The sequence below is a fragment of the Chitinophaga japonensis genome, assembly GCF_007830125.1.
GTDB lineage: Bacteria > Bacteroidota > Bacteroidia > Chitinophagales > Chitinophagaceae > Chitinophaga > Chitinophaga japonensis.
This window is the reverse complement of sequence record NZ_VLLG01000003.1, coordinates 718,070-736,044: the sequence shown is the minus strand read 5'-3', so window position 1 is coordinate 736,044 and position 17,975 is coordinate 718,070. Positions and strand designations below refer to the sequence as shown.

14 protein-coding genes are annotated in these 17,975 nt (G+C 53.1%); 7 read left to right on the top strand and 7 right to left on the bottom strand.

Translation table 11 applies throughout. The annotated features are described in order from the left end of the window. Positions 1-20: 20 nt before the first annotated feature. Positions 21-2,033: an LTA synthase family protein gene (locus LX66_RS12010; protein ID WP_145713550.1), complete on the bottom strand. Its 2,013-nt coding sequence runs from the start codon at positions 2,031-2,033 to the stop codon at positions 21-23. Between the two features lie 232 nt (positions 2,034-2,265). On the opposite strand from LX66_RS12010, the gene glmM reads away from it, so the two are divergent. The 4 genes from glmM to LX66_RS11990 all read left to right on the top strand — a co-directional run bounded on the left by glmM (position 2,266) and on the right by LX66_RS11990 (position 7,390). Next, entirely contained in the window at positions 2,266-3,651 is a 1,386-nt protein-coding gene (gene glmM, locus LX66_RS12005; protein WP_145713547.1) for a phosphoglucosamine mutase, read from the top strand. 193 nt (positions 3,652-3,844) lie between these two features. Continuing rightward, positions 3,845-4,972, top strand: coding sequence for a cysteine desulfurase family protein (locus LX66_RS12000; protein ID WP_145713544.1), 1,128 nt, complete (start codon positions 3,845-3,847; stop codon positions 4,970-4,972). 130 nt (positions 4,973-5,102) lie between these two features. Further along, a complete protein-coding gene (locus LX66_RS11995) occupies positions 5,103-6,311 on the top strand; it encodes a parallel beta-helix domain-containing protein (RefSeq protein ID WP_145713541.1) in 1,209 nt (402 codons plus the stop codon). Positions 6,312-6,325: 14 nt separating this feature from the next. Then, positions 6,326-7,390 (top strand): SO2930 family diheme c-type cytochrome, encoded by a 1,065-nt coding sequence (locus tag LX66_RS11990; protein ID WP_145713538.1) that lies wholly within the window; start codon positions 6,326-6,328, stop codon positions 7,388-7,390. Here the strand turns inward: LX66_RS11990 and LX66_RS11985 are convergent, their stop codons facing one another. The 4 genes from LX66_RS11985 to LX66_RS11970 form a co-directional block, all read right to left on the bottom strand. Continuing rightward, the gene (locus LX66_RS11985) at positions 7,391-8,095 is read right to left on the bottom strand and encodes a LytR/AlgR family response regulator transcription factor (protein ID WP_145713535.1); all 705 of its coding nucleotides are present in this window, start codon (positions 8,093-8,095) and stop codon (positions 7,391-7,393) included. Beyond that, on the bottom strand, positions 8,088-9,404 hold the full coding sequence (locus LX66_RS11980; protein ID WP_145713532.1) for a sensor histidine kinase: 1,317 nt from the start codon (positions 9,402-9,404) through the stop codon (positions 8,088-8,090). The genes LX66_RS11985 and LX66_RS11980 overlap by 8 nt, the downstream gene beginning before the upstream one ends. Before the next feature lie 74 nt (positions 9,405-9,478). Next, on the bottom strand, positions 9,479-9,838 hold the full coding sequence (locus tag LX66_RS11975) for a DUF4907 domain-containing protein (RefSeq protein ID WP_158642616.1): 360 nt from the start codon (positions 9,836-9,838) through the stop codon (positions 9,479-9,481). Beyond that, on the bottom strand, positions 9,831-10,847 hold the full coding sequence (locus LX66_RS11970; protein ID WP_158642615.1) for a Kelch repeat-containing protein: 1,017 nt from the start codon (positions 10,845-10,847) through the stop codon (positions 9,831-9,833). Before LX66_RS11970 ends, LX66_RS11975 begins: the two co-directional genes overlap by 8 nt. A 250-nt stretch (positions 10,848-11,097) precedes the next feature. Here LX66_RS11970 and LX66_RS11965 point away from each other — a divergent pair, with 250 nt between their 5' ends. Together LX66_RS11965 and LX66_RS11960 are read left to right on the top strand one after the other, a co-directional pair. Continuing rightward, a complete protein-coding gene (locus tag LX66_RS11965) occupies positions 11,098-12,441 on the top strand; it encodes a DUF4270 family protein (RefSeq protein WP_145713524.1) in 1,344 nt (447 codons plus the stop codon). 40 nt (positions 12,442-12,481) lie between these two features. Beyond that, positions 12,482-13,717: a hypothetical protein gene (locus LX66_RS11960; protein WP_145713521.1), complete on the top strand. Its 1,236-nt coding sequence runs from the start codon at positions 12,482-12,484 to the stop codon at positions 13,715-13,717. Positions 13,718-13,738: 21 nt separating this feature from the next. On the opposite strand, the gene LX66_RS11955 is transcribed toward LX66_RS11960, so the two are convergent. Beyond that, positions 13,739-15,091, bottom strand: coding sequence for a GH1 family beta-glucosidase (locus tag LX66_RS11955; protein ID WP_145715674.1), 1,353 nt, complete (start codon positions 15,089-15,091; stop codon positions 13,739-13,741). A 125-nt stretch (positions 15,092-15,216) separates the two neighbouring features. Between LX66_RS11955 and LX66_RS11950 the strand changes: the two genes are divergently transcribed. After that, a complete protein-coding gene (locus LX66_RS11950) occupies positions 15,217-16,272 on the top strand; it encodes a formylglycine-generating enzyme family protein (protein ID WP_145713518.1) in 1,056 nt (351 codons plus the stop codon). 7 nt (positions 16,273-16,279) lie between these two features. Here the strand turns inward: LX66_RS11950 and LX66_RS28530 are convergent, their stop codons facing one another. Continuing rightward, positions 16,280-17,974, bottom strand: coding sequence for a M56 family metallopeptidase (locus LX66_RS28530; RefSeq protein WP_145713515.1), 1,695 nt, complete (start codon positions 17,972-17,974; stop codon positions 16,280-16,282). Between the last annotated feature and the right edge of the window lies 1 nt (position 17,975).

The window sequence follows — 17,975 nt, the reverse complement described above, 5'->3', positions numbered from 1 at the left end:
TAAAAACCTGACAGGTCTTGCTATTTTTTATTGTTGAACATCAAATATCGGGTGCTTTCGTAAAATCCCTGCGTTAAATTATCCAGCACCTCGGCTATTTTCGTATGCTCCTGCTGTACATCCTTGAGGGGATCTCCCTCCAGGTCGTACAGGGCGGCCTGGCCGTTCTTGTTATTGATCTCGTAAAGATAACGTTCTCCGATCACAGCTTTATACCATTGCAGATTCTTCTGGTAGGTAATAAAAGCATAGCGGTCCTGGTAGGAGGTATCCAGCAGATCGGTGCCCAGCGTATAGTTCTTATACGGTATGCCGGCCATCCGCGCCACGGTGGGATAAATGTCCAGCAGGCTGCCGGGCCGGTTGATCACCTGCGGGGTTATACGCCCCGGGGCATAAATAATACAGGGCACATGCTCTCCCCCGCTGCCCAGCTCGTACTCCGGGAACGGCATAAAATGGTAAGGGTTGAGATGGCAGTTATGATCCCCGAAGAACACGAAGATGGTGTTATCCAGGTACCCGCCCTCCCTGGCCAGCTTTACCAGGTGGCCCAGGTTATAGTCCAGGTACCGCAATGCATTGAACTGGTCGATGGACACAAAGCCGGCAGTTTTGAACTTTTCCATGTCAATATCCTGCTCCGTCAGCTTCCTGAAGTCGCCTGCGCCGCTCGTGGTGGTGTAGGGCGCATGGTTGTCCGCCGTTTGCAGGAACGCCACAAAAGGCTTGTTGCGCTGGTGGGCATCTTTGAATATCTCGTTCGCCTCCGTAATAAGATCATAGTCAGAAACGCCCCATACATCGGCCTTGGGCGCCTTGTAATAACCTTCCTCAAATATGCGGATGCCCTCTACATTGCTTGTGAACACCGCCCTGATATTGGCCCAGTTGGTATTGCCCCCCAGCAGGTAATATTTCTCGTAGCCGGTGAACTGGTCCATGATAATGCGCTGATCCACCATCTGCGGATGGCGGCTGGCGGTTTTCACCTGGGTAATGTCCGGCAGGCCGGTGGTAACGCCATATACGGTTTTAGCCGTGCTCACGGCCGGTACATAGAAGTTCCGGAAAAGAATGCCGCTGTCCGCCAGTTTTTGCATGTGAGGCGTGGCCTGCATGGGATTGTTGAACATGCTGGTAACGGCGGCGCCGGTAGATTCCAGCATTACCAGTATGATGTTGGGCCGGGGCCGGTCCTCGCCCGGTATAGAGCGGGTATAGCACAACTTTTGCACATCCGGGCTGTCCACCCGCAGGTATTCGGCCACATAAGGATAATAGGTGCGGGTTTTCTGTACGTCATAAGTATCTGACTGTACGGAAAAGTTGTCCGCAAAATACAGCACCGGGTTCAGGGCCAGGCTGGTAACGCCATTGTCCCGGGTAAACATGGCCTGGCTCCAGCGGAGCGGGAAATACGCGAAATTGCCATAAATGCCCGCTGCAAACAGGATCACCAGCGAGGCAAACCAGCCGGCATAGCGCCAGCCCCGGGTAGTGACCGGCTCCTGCTGCGCCAGTTTGCGGTAAGTGTATACATGCAGCCGGTACACCAGGAACAGGAACAACGCAATGCCGATCACGGCCCGCAGCACGGGGTAGCTCTGCCATACCATCCGGGCATTATCCGCCCGCTCCCCGGATGCCACAAAACGGGTAATCGAGGGATCCAGGCGCAGGCCCAGGTAAGCGTAATGCCCCAGGTCCAGCACGTACAGCAGCGTTAACCCCAGGTACACCAGCAACAGGTATACGAAGCTGATGCTCCTGAGCACCCGCGAGGTAAAGAAGCGGTTCCTTGCAATAACAACCAGCAGGCCCAGCGGAATGATCAGCAGCAGGGTAAGCCGCAGGTCGAATTTCAGCCCCAGGTACCAGGCCTTGCCAATAATGCCGGTATCGGTAATGGAAGATTTAAAAAAGAAAAGATAGAAGATCAGGCGAAAAAGGACCGTCAGCAGATAGAGATAGAGTGTCTGCGCAAACACAAACCGAATATACCGGGGTATATTCTTCCAAAAGTACTTCATGTAAAGCCTAAGCGTTTATTATTAATTACTCTATTTATTATTAAAAATCTCAAAGCGTGGATGCAAATATAGTTCATTTCTACCATAGTGGGCCGTGGTGGCATGGGAATGGCCCAGCTCGCCCGGACATTGGATTTCAATGGTTTAGCAGGTAATAAATACTCCCGCTCCGGAAATATCCTGATTTCGGGTCACGGATTTTTTTATCTTTGCCTTCCTTAAAATTGAATTTGTGGCACTGATCAAATCGATATCCGGCATTAGAGGAACCATTGGCGGCAGGCCCGGAGAAGGGCTCTCTCCATTAGATGTAGTAAAGTTTACCGCAGCATACGGCACCTGGTTAACCCATCAGCAAGCAGATAACAGGAAGGTAGTGATTGGCCGTGATGGCCGCATTTCCGGCGAACTGGTGAAGAACCTGGTGGTATCCACCCTGAATGCACTGGGACTGGATGTAGTAGACCTGGGGCTCTCCACCACGCCTACCGTAGAGATTGCTGTAAAAATGGAACAGGCTGCCGGCGGCATTATTATTACCGCCAGCCATAATCCCAAGGAATGGAACGCCCTCAAACTGCTGAACAGCGATGGAGAGTTCATTTCCGGGGAGGACGGTATTGCAATGCTGGACATTGCTGCGCAGGAAGACTTCAGCTTTGCAGATGTGAACAAGCTGGGCAGCTATGAGCAAAACGACACTTACCTGCAAAAACATATCGACCTGGTAGTGAACCATCCGCTGGTGGATGCAGCCGCTATCCGCGAACGCGGTTTTAAAATAGTGGTGGATGCCGTAAACTCCACCGGCGCCATATTTGTACCCGCGCTGCTGAAAGCACTGGGAGTAGAGCAGGTGGAAGTGCTGTTTGACGAAGTGAACGGCCGTTTTAGCCACAATCCCGAGCCCCTGCCTGAAAACCTGACCGCGCTTTCCAACGAGGTGAACCGCTCCAACGCAGACCTGGGCATTGCCGTGGACCCTGACGTGGACCGCCTTTGCTTTGTATGTGAAGATGGCAGCATGTTTGGCGAAGAATATACCCTGGTGGCCGTGGCGGACTATGTGCTGGGCAAAAAGAGCGGCAATACCGTTTCCAACCTCTCCTCTACCCAGGCGCTGAAAGACATTACGCTGAAACACGGCGGCGAATACCATCCTTCTGCGGTAGGCGAAGTGAATGTAGTGAAGAAAATGAAGGAAATAAATGCGGTGATCGGCGGAGAAGGCAACGGCGGTATTATTGTACCCGACCTGCACTACGGACGGGATGCACTGATAGGCATCGGCCTGTTCCTCAGCCATGTGGCGCACAGCGGCAAAAAGCTGAAGAACCTGCGCAACAGCTACCCGGACTACTTTATTTCCAAGAACAAGATAGAGCTGGACAAAGGCGTGGACGTAAAGACCATCTTTGAAAAGATACGGGGCAAGTACAAGAACCAGCCCACCAATACCGAGGATGGCCTGAAAATAGAATTTGAAAAGGACTGGGTGCACCTGCGTACCTCCAATACGGAGCCCATTATACGCATTTATGCCGAAAGCCAGTTTGAGACCACGGCAGACAATATCGCCCGCAGGATCATGCAGGATATCAAGGAGTTTATGCACTAACAAAAATTTCAAATTCCAAATCCCAAGTCCCAAATTCCAAACGGAGGGATACGTCCTGGTACATTACAATCTGCCAATAGCTCAGGGGGTATGTGCAAACTTTAGAATTTGGAGTTCGGATTTTGGAATTTTTACAGACCTTTGTGGGCGCTTTATAAGCGCCCATTTTTTTTATCAAAAACCACCAACCGCTTTGAAAAGGATCTACTTCGACAATGCAGCCACCACTCCGCTGGACCCGGCCGTACTGGATGCCATGCTACCATACATGACGGAAAAGTTCGGCAATCCTTCCGCTATCTATTCTTACGGACGGGAATCAAAACTGGGCATTGAGAATGCCCGCAAATCCGTAGCCCGCATATTGAATGCGCATCCGGGGGAAATATTCTTTACCTCCGGCGGCACGGAAAGCAGCAACACGGCCATCACCGCCGCCATCCGGGACCTGGGCTGCCGGCATATTATTACCTCCGCTATTGAGCACCATGCCACCCTGCATACGGTGGAGCAACTGCACAGCAGCCAGGGCATACAGCTCTCTGAAGTAAACCTGCTGCCCAACGGGCATGTGGACCTGGAGCACCTGCGCCAGTTGCTGGCCGGTTCCGCCAAAAGATGCCTGGTCACCCTGATGCATGCCAATAATGAAATAGGCAACCTGCTGGACCTGCATGCCGTAGGCAACCTTTGCAAGGAATTTGACGCCATCTTCCATTCCGATACCGTGCAGACGGTGGGCCACTACCCTTTTGACCTGCGCAACACGCCGGTGCATTTCATTAACGGCGCCGGGCATAAGTTTCACGGGCCCAAAGGTGTGGGAATACTGTACATTAACGAGAACGTAAAAATAAAACCTTACATACAGGGCGGCGCGCAGGAGCGCAATATGCGGGCTGGCACGGAGAACCTCTACGGCATTGTAGGTTTTGCCAAAGCGCTGGAGCTGGCCACCGAACATTACGAGGAGCACAGCAGGTATATCAACGACCTGCGCCTGTACATGGCGGCACAACTGCAACAGCACATTCCCGGCGTTGCTTTTAACGGCGACCTGTACGGGCGCAGCCTGTATACGGTATTGAATGCATCTTTCCCCAAGTCAGAGAAAAGCGAGATGCTGCTCTTTAACCTGGATATCAACGGCATCTGCGCCTCAGGCGGCAGCGCCTGTACTTCCGGCGCCGATGCAGGCTCGCACGTGATACGCGCGCTTAGCAGCGATCCCAACCGGGTAAGCGTGCGCTTTTCCTTCTCCAGGGATAATACGAAAGAGGAAGTGGATGCGGTGGTGGAGAAGCTGAAGGAGCTGGTGTGATGGATCATTCATAATAAGCATAAAAATCCCGTTTACCCGGCTGGTAAACGGGATTTTTTTTATTGTAACTCTTCCCCTATCCCCTCCGCTTTTTTCCGTATATTTAAGTAGCCTGTAAAAACCACGTATTATGCGCTTACTCCCCATCTTAACCCTGGGCGCACTGGTAATATGCCAACAGCCCGTTTATGCCCAACAGGACATGCAGAAAAAAATCCAGCGGCAGCTCATCATGGCCGAAGACGGCAGCGTGATAGAATTACCGGCCGGGCAGTTCCAGCTATCCTCTACCCTCTCCCTGGAAGGCAAGAAAAAAATACTGATCAAAGGCGCCGGAATGGACAAGACCATTCTCAGCTTCAAAGGGCAAACGGAAGGCGCGGAAGGGCTGCGCGTGTCCAACGCGGAAGACATCACCATACGGGACCTTACCGTGCAGGACACTAAGGGAGACGGCATCAAAACCATGCAGGTGAAGGGCATCGCCTTCAAACAGGTAAAGGTGGAGTGGACCGGGCCGCCGGTCAAAGAGAATGGCGCCTACGGCCTGTACCCGGTGCAGTGCCGGCAAGTGCTGATAGACAGTTGCATTGCCATCGGCGCTTCCGATGCGGGGCTGTATGTAGGACAGTCCAGCGATATTGTAGTGCGGAACTGCATTGCAAAGAACAACGTGGCCGGTATAGAGATAGAGAACTCCCTGCATGCGGAAGTGTACCAGAACGAAGCACTGGAGAACACCGGCGGCATACTGGTATTTGACCTGCCGGACCTGGTACAGAAAAAAGGCGGCTATGTTAAAGTATACAACAACAACATACACCACAACAATTTCCCCAATTTTGCGCCCAAAGGCAATACCGTAGCCAAGGTGCCGGCCGGCACCGGCGTCATGGTGCTGGCCACCAGCCATGTGGAAGTGTATAATAACAAGATCCATTACAACAACAGCGCAGGGACCGCCATTATCAGCTACTTCATGACGGAGAACCCGATCAATGACTCGCTGTACGATCCTTATCCTTCCAATGTATACGTGCATGATAATGACTACCTGCGCGACCGGGTACGGTTCCAGGGCAAAGGGCGCATGGGCATGATGTTCCGGTTCAAGCTGCGTTTCGGGAAAAACGTGCCGCATATCATTTACGACGGTATCCTCAACCAGGAATGGACGGACGGCAACGGGCGATACAAACCGGAATACCGCATCTGCATCAGCGATAATAACAATGCCAGCTTTGCCAACCTGGATGCGGGCAACAAGTTCAAAAATGTATCGCGCAATATGGACCTTTATGACTGCAGCAATCCGGTAGCCACTACGGTCAGCTATTAGTTTCGTATGTCACTATGCAAGCAGTTCGTCATATCGTTTTTTGTGTCCTGGGCGCCGGCCTGCTCACAGTGCTGCTGGCTTCCGGCCTGCAGCCCGCTGCAGAAACGCCCGGAGCTGCGCCCAGGGAGATGCTGTCTGAATACGGATTTTTTACCGGCAACATGGCTGACCTGGTCCCCGCTGAAGACGTTGTGCCCTACCAGTTGAATACGCCGCTGTTTTCCGACTACGCGGAAAAGTCCCGCTTCATACAGTTGCCGGCGGATAGCGCGATCACCTATGATTCCGTGGACGTGCTGCACTTTCCCATCGGCACCACGCTCATTAAAACCTTCTGGTACCCGCAGGATTTCCGCCACCCGGAGAAAGGGCGCCGGCTCCTGGAAACCCGGCTGCTGATGCACGAAACCGGCGGCTGGAAAGCGCTGGTGTATATCTGGAACGAGGAGCAGACGGACGCCTGGCTGGAAGTGGCCGGCGACCGGAAGCCCGTTAGCTTCACTAACGCCAACGGGCATACGGTAAGCCTTGATTACAGCATCCCCAACCTGAACCAGTGCAAGGGCTGCCATAACACCAACGAAGTAATGACCCCCATAGGGCCTACCGCACGGCAACTGAACGGGGACTACGATTATGCAAGCGGCCCTGAAAACCAGTTGCAGCACTGGATAAAAGCCGGTATGCTGCGCGGGCTGGACGATGCATCGCACGCGCCCAGGGCGCCGGTATGGAACGATCCGCAAACCGGCACCCTGGCGGACAGGGCCCGCATCTGGCTGGAGATCAACTGCGCGCACTGTCATAAGCAAAACGGCCCGGCCAGCACATCGGGCCTCTTCCTGCTGGCCAGCGAAAAAGACCCTGTAAAAATAGGTATCCGGAAAACGCCGGTAGCGGCGGGCCGCGGCTCGGCCGACCTGCAGTTTGACATTGTGCCCGGCCACCCGGAAAAATCCATTCTCGTGTACCGTATGGAATCTACCGACCCGGGCATCATGATGCCGGAACTAAGCCGCAAGCTCACGCACAAAGAAGGGCTGGAGCTGGTGAAGGAATGGATCAGGCAGATGAAATGATCAACTGTTTCTCGTTATCACGTCATAGAACCGTTCCCGGTAACCGTCACTGATAGGAATGGACTGGTTGGCAATCATCACGGTATTCTTTTCCACGGAGTTGATCTTATTCAATGACACCAGATAAGAACGGTGCACCCGGATGAATTTATCGGAGGGCAGGCGTGTTTCAAAGGATTTAAGGCTGCGCAGTGTAAGCACGGGCTGGTAAGGCGTATAGATCTTCGTATAATCTTTCAGTGCTTCAATGAAAAGGATATCCTCCAGGTTGATCTTAATGATCTTATACTCTGTTTTAATAAAAATATAGTCGTTCACGTAGCCATTGTCGCCATTCTTCTGCTGGGATACCGCCAGGTACTCCTGTGCTTTGGAAGCGGCGCGCAGGAAACGCTCAAAGGGAACGGGCTTCAGGAGATAATCCACTACGTCCAGGTCGTAGCCATCCAGGGCATATTCCCCGTAAGCTGTGGTGAATATCACCAGGGGCGGATATTTCAGGGATTTCAGGAACTGGATGCCGTTGATGTCCGGCATTTTAATGTCCAGGAATACCAGGTCTACCCTTTCATCCTGCAGAAACCGCATAGCTTCTGCGGCGTTTTCAAAGGTCTGCACCAGGGACAGGAACGGCACCTTGCGGGCAAAGTCCGTAATGATCTCCAGTGCCAGGGGCTCATCGTCCACTGCGATACACTTAATCATTTTTCAACACTATTTTTAGATCAGCAATAAATTGGTGTTCTTTTTCCGTGACCGTTATCTCATGTTTGTTGGTATATAACAGCTCCAGCCGCTTCATTACGTTCTGCAGGCCAATGCCGCCCTGCTCTGCCACCCGTTGCGGGAACAAGCTGTTCTTTACCACCAGCCGTACTGTATGTCCTTCTATCGTTACTACTATACTAATGAAAGAATGATCCGTATAGCTGATACCATGCTTGAAGGCGTTCTCTACAAAGGGTATCAGCAGCATGGGCTCTATCCACAAACCGCCGGCATTCCCGCTTTCCGTGTAATCTACCTGTATGCCGGCAGGCAATCTCAGTTTTTGTATATCGATATAATCCCGCAGATACTGCAATTCATGCTGCAACTGCACCATTTCCTCGTTGGACTCATAGATCATGTACCGCATAATGGTAGACAGCTTCACAATGGCATGCTCGGTTTGCGCGGAATGTTTATGCGCCAGCGAATAGATGGTATTTAGACAGTTAAAAAGGAAGTGAGGATTAATCTGCGACTTTAAAAATTTTAATTCCGCGTGCAGCTTCTCCACTTTCAGCGCTTCCCGCTGCTGTTCGCTTTTAAACCATTCCTGCGCTATTTTGATGAACCCGCTCATCAGCAGCATGAGCAAAGCCGCCAGCACCGACTTGCGCAGCACTTCCGGAAACAACAGCCGTTGCCAGAACGGTGGCGGGCCCATCGGCATGGCAGGAATGGCCAGGGCTACCGCCGCCGAGTCATTCGCCAGGGGCAGGTGTGGTCCGTGATGCCGTATCCTGCCTGCAGGCGCGCCCGCCTGTCCCCTGGTAAGGGTATACAGGTGTCTCCCCCTTGTGGCGATGCTCAACGCGCGATATCCCATAAACGGGCGGGCGGGCGTAAAAGTTACTTTCCCGGTGCTGTCTGTTGTGATATTGGGCGGTAATTTTATTTCTTCGGGATGCGCAACCATATACCGCATAAAGTAATGGTCCAGGGTAGCCTGCTGTATGGTAATGAACATAATGACCAACAGCACGGAGCCAAAATAGTACACGATCCGCTTCAGCGTAAAAAAGCGTGGTATCAGCACATAAATGTTCAGGTAGAACACGCCTATCAGGAACAGGTTATCTACCAGCTCCCTTGCAAAGAACCAAGGGTGCAGTATCCGGACGCGATAAATAAAAAAGGGAAGCAACAGGAAACAGGTCCATGCGATAATATGCAAACCAATGATAAAGAGCCTGTTCCTGTAGATATATTTAAAATTGATCATACCGCTGAAACGCGCGGTAAACATACATTACAATAGGGTTAAGTCTCTGTTAAAGTTTGTTAACAGCATTTAAGCAAATGTTAAAAATCTGCCGGCAGCTATTGGCCGTCTATCACACTCATGGCGGCCAGCTCTTCCCGGCTGATGGTGGGTACCTGCTGGTTCCGCAGCTTTTCGGCCACTAGCATGCCTACGCGCAGCGCATCTTCCCGGGTGCGGAAGGCGCTCTTGCCGGGCACAGCCGGAATAATGTCCTGGTAAATGTAGGTATGGGCGCCTACGTTCACGGCATACCCCCAGCCTCCGGCGGTTTGGAAAGGCACAACCGCAATGCTGTCCTGCATTGCGGTTGCCTTTGCCGGCTGCCGGGACAGCCTGCCGGTTGTAAACGCTATGAATACCAGCAGTAGTACGCTCCCGGTCAGCAGTACTGCGATCTTGTGCTTACCCTTAATCATTTTTGTCATATTCTGCCAGCGGATCAAATTCCCAGGTATCGCTCAGCGGGGTGCTGCCGCTGGCGCCGGTGGTAATAAAGCCCCTGTTCTTGATGGCAAAGCCTACCGCGCTGGTACGGGCTGTTCCTTCAAAGGCCTGCTTTTCATCCCACAGGTCGTTTACCGCATCATATTCCCATACGGTAGTAGAGGAAGTACCGGAGCTGGATTTAGAGCCGGTGCAGACGTAAGCCTTGTTGTTCATCACGAACACGGCGCAGTTGGTACCCTGTATGGACGAATAGTCATCATCATAGTCATCATCGCTGGAGTTGATGATCTCGCGCTTGAGCGTCCATTGATCCGCATCTGCATCGTACATGGACAGCTCCTTAGTGAGTTGCAGGTTGCTGGTGCCGGTAGCGATGTACGCTTTGCCTGCAATCACGAAAGCCACGGCATCGGTCCTTTTGGTGTTGGGCACATCCGCTTTGGACGACCAGGTATCCGTAGCAGGATTGTACTGCCAGGTATCGTTCAGCCAGTTGCCGTCATAGCCGGTGGCAATGTAGCCATAATTCTTCACGGAAAAACCCACCGCCCCGTAACGCTTGGTGCCGGGGAAAGCAGTCTTCGGTGCCCATGCGTTGGCAGCAGGGTCATACTCATAAAAGTCGTTCAGCTTATTGACACCATCATACCCGGTGCCCATGTACCCTTTCCCGTTAATGGAAAACGCAACGGCATGGCTGCGGGCAGGCGCATCATCCGGCAGGGAAGCTCTTTGCGTCCAGGTATTTCTTTCTGCATCATAAGAATAGAAATCTTTCAAACGGTCTTCTCCATCGTATCCGCTACCCACAAAAGCCGTGTCATTGATAGTGAAGCTCACCGCCTCATAGCGGGCTACCCCTTTAAAATCCACCTTCTGTATCCAGTTACCTTCATCGGAAGTATCGTCACTACTATCTGAGCAGGCGGTCATTAACATCATAGACACCAGCAAACAATAACCTGTTAAATAACGCATAAACATTTTCTGATTTTTATAGCTGCCAAAATTATCCGCCCTTGTATTAGCATAAATATAAAATAGATACATCTCCCCTTTTGGCGGATAAAAGGGCGTATTTTATCTGCCAGTCGCTCGGTTTACTCTTTTACCTCCCTTTTGGCCTCCTCCGCTGTATAGAGAGCCTTAATACGGATTCATCGATAAAAAACGGCCATTGGCATATTAAATCTGCGGAAAGCAGGCTTCCTGTCTAAAATTGCGCTCCATGAACAGTACTTTTTGCCGGCTTGGGTGCGCTCGTCCCTACATTAAAATATTGGTTGTCATTTTATTGGCAACCGCCTACAGCGCTTGTGACAAAGAAGGGTTCAGCTATGATGTATCAGATCAGCAGTCCAGTTATATTGTTGCAGATACCGTGACCATGAACATGCAGACCCTGCTGCTGGATTCGGTGCCTACCTCCGGCACCGGCATTCTGCTGTGCGGCCGGCAACAGGACCCGTATTTCGGCAGTATAACAGCCGGTACTTTCTTCAAGTTGCAACTGCCGTCCGGCGGCAATCCCACGCTGGAGGAATCCGCCACGTTCGACTCCGTGGAGCTGCAACTGAAAACCAACCGCACCATATACGGAGACACCACCCGCATGCAGGACATCCAGGTATACGAAGTGCTGCAAACCATTGAAAGTGGGGATGACGACTACTACCTGTACAGTCATAACGATTTCCAGACGGCCTCCCAGCCGCTGGGCAGCCTGCAACAGGTAGTACGCCCCAGCGAAGACACCATCCTGCGCATAAAGTTGCCTGCCAGCTACGGCGCTCCCCTGTTCCAGTTGTTCAAGAACAAGGCCAACGAGGTATCTACCCAAACCATCTTCCTGGAGTACTATAAAGGGCTGGCGCTGAAGCCGGGCAGCAACGCCGGTAATATCATCAGCCTCCTGGCCGGCGATACCTCCGTGATCCTGCGCCTGCATTACCATATTAATGAAGCGATCACGGAAGAACGGCACATAGACCTGAACCTGTACGACCAGAGCCTGCAGTTCAACCAGGTATCCACAGACAGAACGGGCACGCCACTGGCAGCATTAAGCGCCTCCAACAATGCTTTAAGCAGCACGCAAACGGGCAACATGACGTTTATACAGCCGCTATCCGGCATTGTTACGCGTATTGACATGCCTTACATTAAAGGGCTGGCTTCGGTAGGTAAATTTTTCAAGGTAATGCGGGCTACACTGACCGTAGAGCCCATTGCCGGCACCTACAATGATTACTATACACTGCCACCGGCGATGACCCTTTGTGAAGTGGACAAGCAGAACAAGGTGACGGATACGCTGATAGACAGTTATGGCAGCTACCAGTACGGCAACCTGATAGTGGACAATGTGCTGCATGAAAATACGCGCTACACTTATGATATCACGCAGTACTGCATTAACGAGATCAACAGCACGGATGTCAATTCCCGCGGCCTGCTGCTGATACCTACACGCGGCGCTTACATGAGCAGCTTTAACAGGGCGGTGATCGGGGATAGCAAGAACAGGCAGAACAAGATCAGTATACAGGTATATTACCTGTTGTATAACTAGCAGCGTAAAGCACGCCTTTAAATCTGTGTAAATGATCAAAATGAAATTATATATATATACCGGTATATGTGGAATGCTGCTGTTGCTGTGCGTACAGGCAAAGGCGCAAAGCAACAAAGGCGTGAATTCCCTGTACTCCGCTTTTGCGATCGGCGACCTGGAAGAACGTGACTACAGCCGCAACTTCGGCCTGGGCAGCGCAGGTATTGCACGCCCTTCCCTTTTTTACCTGAATGAGCTGAACCCGGCCTCCTATTCCGCCATTCCGCAGCAGAACTTCATGTTCGACGTGGCGCTGCAGGGCAGAAGCGTAACCTATACCGGGGACGGGCTGAACCAGAACGCGCTGGACGGCAACTTAAAAAGGCTGGCGGTTGGCTTCAAGGCAAACAAGCGCTGGGGCATTGCTGCAGGATTAACGCCCTACAGCTCCGTGGATTACAAGTTCCTGAACCAGCGGTACATCGAAGGAAGCGGCGTGCCCATCTCCTCCACTACGGAAGGTACCGGGGGCATTAACCGGGTGTATCTGTCCAATGGAGTACGGCTGACCGACAACTTTTCCGCAGGGGTGTCTTCCGCCTTTTTGTTCGGACCGGTAAATACCACGGAAAACCTGGGCGGCGACACCGTTTCTACTGTAGACAAGCGCTACGCCTATAACCTGAACTTTACTACCGGCATCCAATACCAGGGCAAAATAAAAGACTGGCAGGTGGGCCTGGGCGCCACCTACCGCTTTAAAACGGATATGCGGTTCCAGCATAATATAGAAGTGATCAACAGCTCCGAACAGGTGCTGTATTCCGAAGAGCTGGATAAGCTGAAATATACCCTGCCGGAACAGTACGGCATTGGCCTCTCCCTGGGAAAAGGCAATATCACCCTGGTAGCGGACTACAAAAAACAGCTATGGAGCGGCCTGAACCCGGGCGAGAACAACTACCGGCTGGTGGATGCCGAAAGGTACGCAGGCGGACTGGAATATGCTTTCCGCAAACATTACTATAACGGTGTTGCAGAGCACCTGGTGCTGCAGGCCGGCTTTGCCTATAACAAATCCTACCTCAGCCTGCAGGGCAACCAGATAAAAGACATCTCCGGCACAGCGGGCGTGTCTATTCCCAACCGCAACGGCGCTTTACGTTATTACCTGGGCGTGGAAGTGGGGCAACGGGGCACGCTTGCCAATGACCTGATCCGGGAGAATTATGTGAACTTCGTGCTCCATTTCTCCTTCAAAGACATCTGGTTCATCCGCAGGATCTATGAATAATAAGAAGTAGGAAGTAATTTCCTACTTCAACATTTCCCGGAACCACTTCCCCGAATCCTTCACGATGCGCTGCTGCGTCTCAAAATCCACATACACCAGTCCGAAGCGGGCGCGGTAGCCTTCCGCCCATTCAAAATTATCGGTAAGGGTCCAGGCAAAATATCCCTCTACGGGCACCCCTTCCTTTTTAGCTTGCAGCACGGCGCCCAGGTAGTCCTGGAAATATTGTGTGCGCGCTGCATCCTTCACGCAGTTCCCTTCCGGCTGGTCATTAAAGGCCGCCCCGCCTTCCGTAACAATGATCCTGCGCACGCCCTTGTAAGCGGCAAACTGCTTCAGCACCGCGTACATGCCGCCGGCGCTGATCTCCCATCCCAGGGCGGTAACGGGCACCTTACGATAACGCGGCTTCACTTCTGAAATACCCACAACCGGCATAAAGGCATTATAGCGCACTACCAGCGGGAAGTAATGCTGGACACCGATAAAATCAAAATCAAACGCCAGCTTGTCCCAGTCGCGCCACAGGGCATAGCGGCGCTCTATTTTTTTCAGCAGGGGCATGTCCTCCACCGGGTATCCCATGCCCAGGGCCGGTTCCAGGAACAGGCGGTTGAACAGGGCATCTGCCTTGCGCGCCGCCTGCAGGTCCTGCTCGTTCTGCGTGTAGGGAATGATATGCGAGCAGGAATAGGCGGTGCCGATGCAGGCGTCCTTCACTTCATCCCGCACTACACGACCGCCGGCGGCATGCGCCAGCGCCACGTGATGCACGGCCGGCAGGAAATAGGAAAGCCCGAACTTGCCGGGCGCATGCACCCCCAGCATATAGCCCAGCGAGGTAAATCCAAAAGGCTCATTTAAAATGATCCAGTGCTTCACCTTATCGCCATATTCACGCACGCATATACGCACATACTCCTCGAAGGCGAATATCACGCCCCGGTGGCACCAACCGCCCCTGGCCTCCAGCGCCTGCGGCAGGTCCCAGTGGTAGAGGGTTACATACGGCACCAGGCCCAGCTCCAGGCAGGCGTCTATCAGCCGGTGATAAAATGCAATGCCTGCATCGTTTACAGCCCCGGTACCCTCCGGCAGTATGCGGGACCAGGATATGGAGAAGCGAAAAACGGTAAAGCCCAACTGCTTTGCCAGTAACAGGTCTTCATAATAACGGTGGTAAAAATCGCAGGCAATGCGGGCATGGCTGCCATCCTTGATCTTGCCTTTGCGTTGGGTAAAAACATCCCAGATGGATCTTCCCCTGCCGTCTTTATCATGGGCGCCCTCATTCTGAAAAGCGGAGATAGTAACGCCCCATAAAAAATCACTCCCGAAATCATGACGGTTAAAGGGTACGGTAATTGGTTGCATAAGCACAATACGATGCAGTTTAACAATAGTTTATTTAAAATAATCATTATTTAATTGTTAACAAGCGCCCGCCATATACGGGCTTCCGGCTTTTATCATTCGGCATTCTGCGCTATTTTTACCCCATGCGAGCACAAAACATTTACTATTGGCTACTGGGAACAACGCTGCTGGCCGCCTGCGGAAACAATGCCGGCCGGCCCGGCGCCACGGCCGACAGCACCGGTCAAACGGCTGCGGCGGCAGCAGACAGCACGGGTATGGTACTGGTGCCGGGTGGCACATTTGAGATGGGCGCCGGCGATGCGCAGGCCCGGCCAGATGAGCAACCGGTGCACTCCGTGCAGGTAGACAGCTTCCTGATGGATGCGCATGAAGTGACCAACGCGGAGTTTGCCGCCTTTGTAGCAGCTACCGGGTATGTGACCACGGCGGAAAAGCCGATCACCATGGAAGAGATGATGAATGCCCTGCCCCCCGGCTCACCCGAGCCGGACAGCAGCCTGCTGCAGGCGGGCTCCCTGGTGTTCTCGCCCCCCAACCACCCGGTGCCGCTGAACGACGTTTCACAGTGGTGGGCCTTTGTGACCGGCGCCAGTTGGCAGCACCCGGAGGGACCGGGCAGCAACATTACCGGCAGGGAGCAATACCCGGTAGTGCATGTTTCCTGGGAAGATGCGCAGGCATATGCCCGCTGGGCGGGCAAGCGGCTGCCTACAGAAGCAGAATGGGAATATGCCGCCCGCGGCGCCCTGGTGGGCCAGCCCTTTACCTGGGGCACCGAGGCCATTGATGCCGGGCAACCTAAAGCTAATACCTGGAACGGGCGTTTCCCTTATGACAATACGAAAAGAGACGGTTTTTACGGTACAGGCCCGGTAAAGTCGTATGCTCCTAACGGTTATGGGCTGTACGACATGGCGGGCAACGTGTGGGAGTGGTGCGCAGACTGGTATGACGCCAACTACTATGCGCAAGTACCCGCCGCTGCACACAACCCGGAAGGACCGGCAAAGGGATTCGATCCTGCTGACCCTGCAGAGGCCAAACGGGTAATAAGGGGCGGTTCCTTTATGTGCAGCGACGAATATTGCAGCGGGTACCGGGTAACGGCGCGGATGAAAACCACACCTACTTCCGGCCTGTCCAATTTAGGTTTCCGGTGTGTGAAGGACCGGTAGGGACGGCTTATTTGTAGTTGAAAGTATCTTTGGTGTGTACTTCTACCACACCACCCTCCGCTTTTTTACCATATTTGAAGGTGCCCGGTTCTCCTTTATAGACGTTAATGGTCTGTATCTGATCCTTCGGGATAGCTTGCAGGGCTTTAAGGCTTTTCACCTTGCCATTGATCACTATAACAGGATTTTTCGTACTATCCAGGTTTCTCAGGGTCACCACCTTAGGATGGTGGGAGGCATCCGTAACATTTACTTCAGGATCCAGGCGCTTGCTGATAACGGTTCTTACTTTCACCGAATCCGTCAGCTTTACCTTTATCTTGTTCCCCACCACCACCCGCGGCTCCAAAGCTACCTGCTGTTTGGTAGTGATCACAATAACGCCATCGCGGCCCTCTTCTCCATATATGGCCTGTGCGCTTTCGCCTTTCCAGACATTGATGTTGGCTATATCTTCGCCTTTCAGGCCGGCAGGTGCAGCACGACCCTTTTTTATACCGTCCACAATAAACAATGGTGGGGCATCGCTTTTCTGCATCAGCAAACCGGCAGGCACTGTATCCGGTAAGGGCGGCGCCGCGGGAGCGGGAGGTGCGGCCGGGCGGGGAGGAGCAACCGGGATAACAGTTGGCTCAGGCGGCAGCACAGGCAGGCTGGCAACAGGCGATGCCGGTACAGCCGGGGCGGAAGGAGAGACACGTACAACAGTCGGAGCCGGAGGCGCTGGCGGCATGGAATCTGTCATGGCCGGCGGGGGAGCCGGGGCCGCAGGCGTCACCAGGCTGGCTGGCGAAGGTGGCGGTATGGTGTCTGCCGCCGGCGCGCTGTCTTTGCCATGAAAGGCCGCCCGGCTGAAATTAAGCGACAGCAGGGCCACGGCCACGATGCTGCCAAGGACGACGTATCGCAGTACGTTATATTTTGCGGAACGTTTACTGTTCATCATTTTAATTCTGTTTTTCAGGTGTGAAAAATTGAAATTGTTCGCGATGGCCGTCGCATATGGAATTCCACTAACTTTTATCAGGTTGTATTGATAGGTCTTCGGATCTACGCCCTGCTGCAGCATCCGGCGGTCTGTGATAAACTCCAGGTTCTCCCGCACAGCCGTGCGCATCAGCCAGGCGCCGGGGTTGAACCAGTAGAAGATGTTATTCAGCTCCGCCGCCAGCACGTCTATGGTATGCCACTGCCTTACATGCACCTGTTCGTGCTGCAGGATGGCGTCCAGTTCTGCGGGCTGGTGCAGGGAAGGATTAACATAAATGTTGGAAAAAAAAGAGAAGGGGTTCAGGGGCCGGTCCAGCACCTTAACGGGCAGCCGCCGTATCACCGCTGCATGTGACTGCCGGTGCAGGCGCCACAGGGACAGCAACTGCACTGCAAAGCGGATACCCATCACTGCCACGCCGGCCCAGAACACGTATACCAGTAAATGCCAGACGGAAAACTCCGCAGCCGGCTGTGCCTGCAGCAGGCGCAGGTCCGGTACATATTCCACCACCGTACCGATCTCCCGGTGACGCTGCAGCAATGCATTCACGTCTATCAGCGGGAAAACGGAAGCGCACGCGATCCCCGTCAGCAAAAAGAAACGGTTCAGTGTATAAAAGGTCAGCCTTCTCAGGCCCCAGCGGTAAGCCAGGTAGAAAAGCGTGAGCGCTATATTGGCCTTTATCAGGTATATCAGTAATGCCGGCATG

Coding starts and splice junctions, on each gene's coding strand:
- LX66_RS11970 (WP_158642615.1), bottom strand. CDS start 10,847: ATGCGTTATTTAACAGGTTATTGTTTGCTGGTGTCTATGATGTTAATG.
- LX66_RS28530 (WP_145713515.1), bottom strand. CDS start 17,974: ATGCCGGCATTACTGATATACCTGATAAAGGCCAATATAGCGCTCACG.
- LX66_RS11990 (WP_145713538.1), top strand. CDS start 6,326: ATGCAAGCAGTTCGTCATATCGTTTTTTGTGTCCTGGGCGCCGGCCTG.
- LX66_RS11960 (WP_145713521.1), top strand. CDS start 12,482: ATGAAATTATATATATATACCGGTATATGTGGAATGCTGCTGTTGCTG.
- LX66_RS12010 (WP_145713550.1), bottom strand. CDS start 2,033: ATGAAGTACTTTTGGAAGAATATACCCCGGTATATTCGGTTTGTGTTT.
- LX66_RS11980 (WP_145713532.1), bottom strand. CDS start 9,404: ATGTTTACCGCGCGTTTCAGCGGTATGATCAATTTTAAATATATCTAC.
- LX66_RS11950 (WP_145713518.1), top strand. CDS start 15,217: ATGCGAGCACAAAACATTTACTATTGGCTACTGGGAACAACGCTGCTG.
- LX66_RS11955 (WP_145715674.1), bottom strand. CDS start 15,091: ATGCAACCAATTACCGTACCCTTTAACCGTCATGATTTCGGGAGTGAT.
- LX66_RS11995 (WP_145713541.1), top strand. CDS start 5,103: ATGCGCTTACTCCCCATCTTAACCCTGGGCGCACTGGTAATATGCCAA.
- LX66_RS11975 (WP_158642616.1), bottom strand. CDS start 9,838: ATGATTAAGGGTAAGCACAAGATCGCAGTACTGCTGACCGGGAGCGTA.
- LX66_RS11985 (WP_145713535.1), bottom strand. CDS start 8,095: ATGATTAAGTGTATCGCAGTGGACGATGAGCCCCTGGCACTGGAGATC.
- LX66_RS11965 (WP_145713524.1), top strand. CDS start 11,098: ATGAACAGTACTTTTTGCCGGCTTGGGTGCGCTCGTCCCTACATTAAA.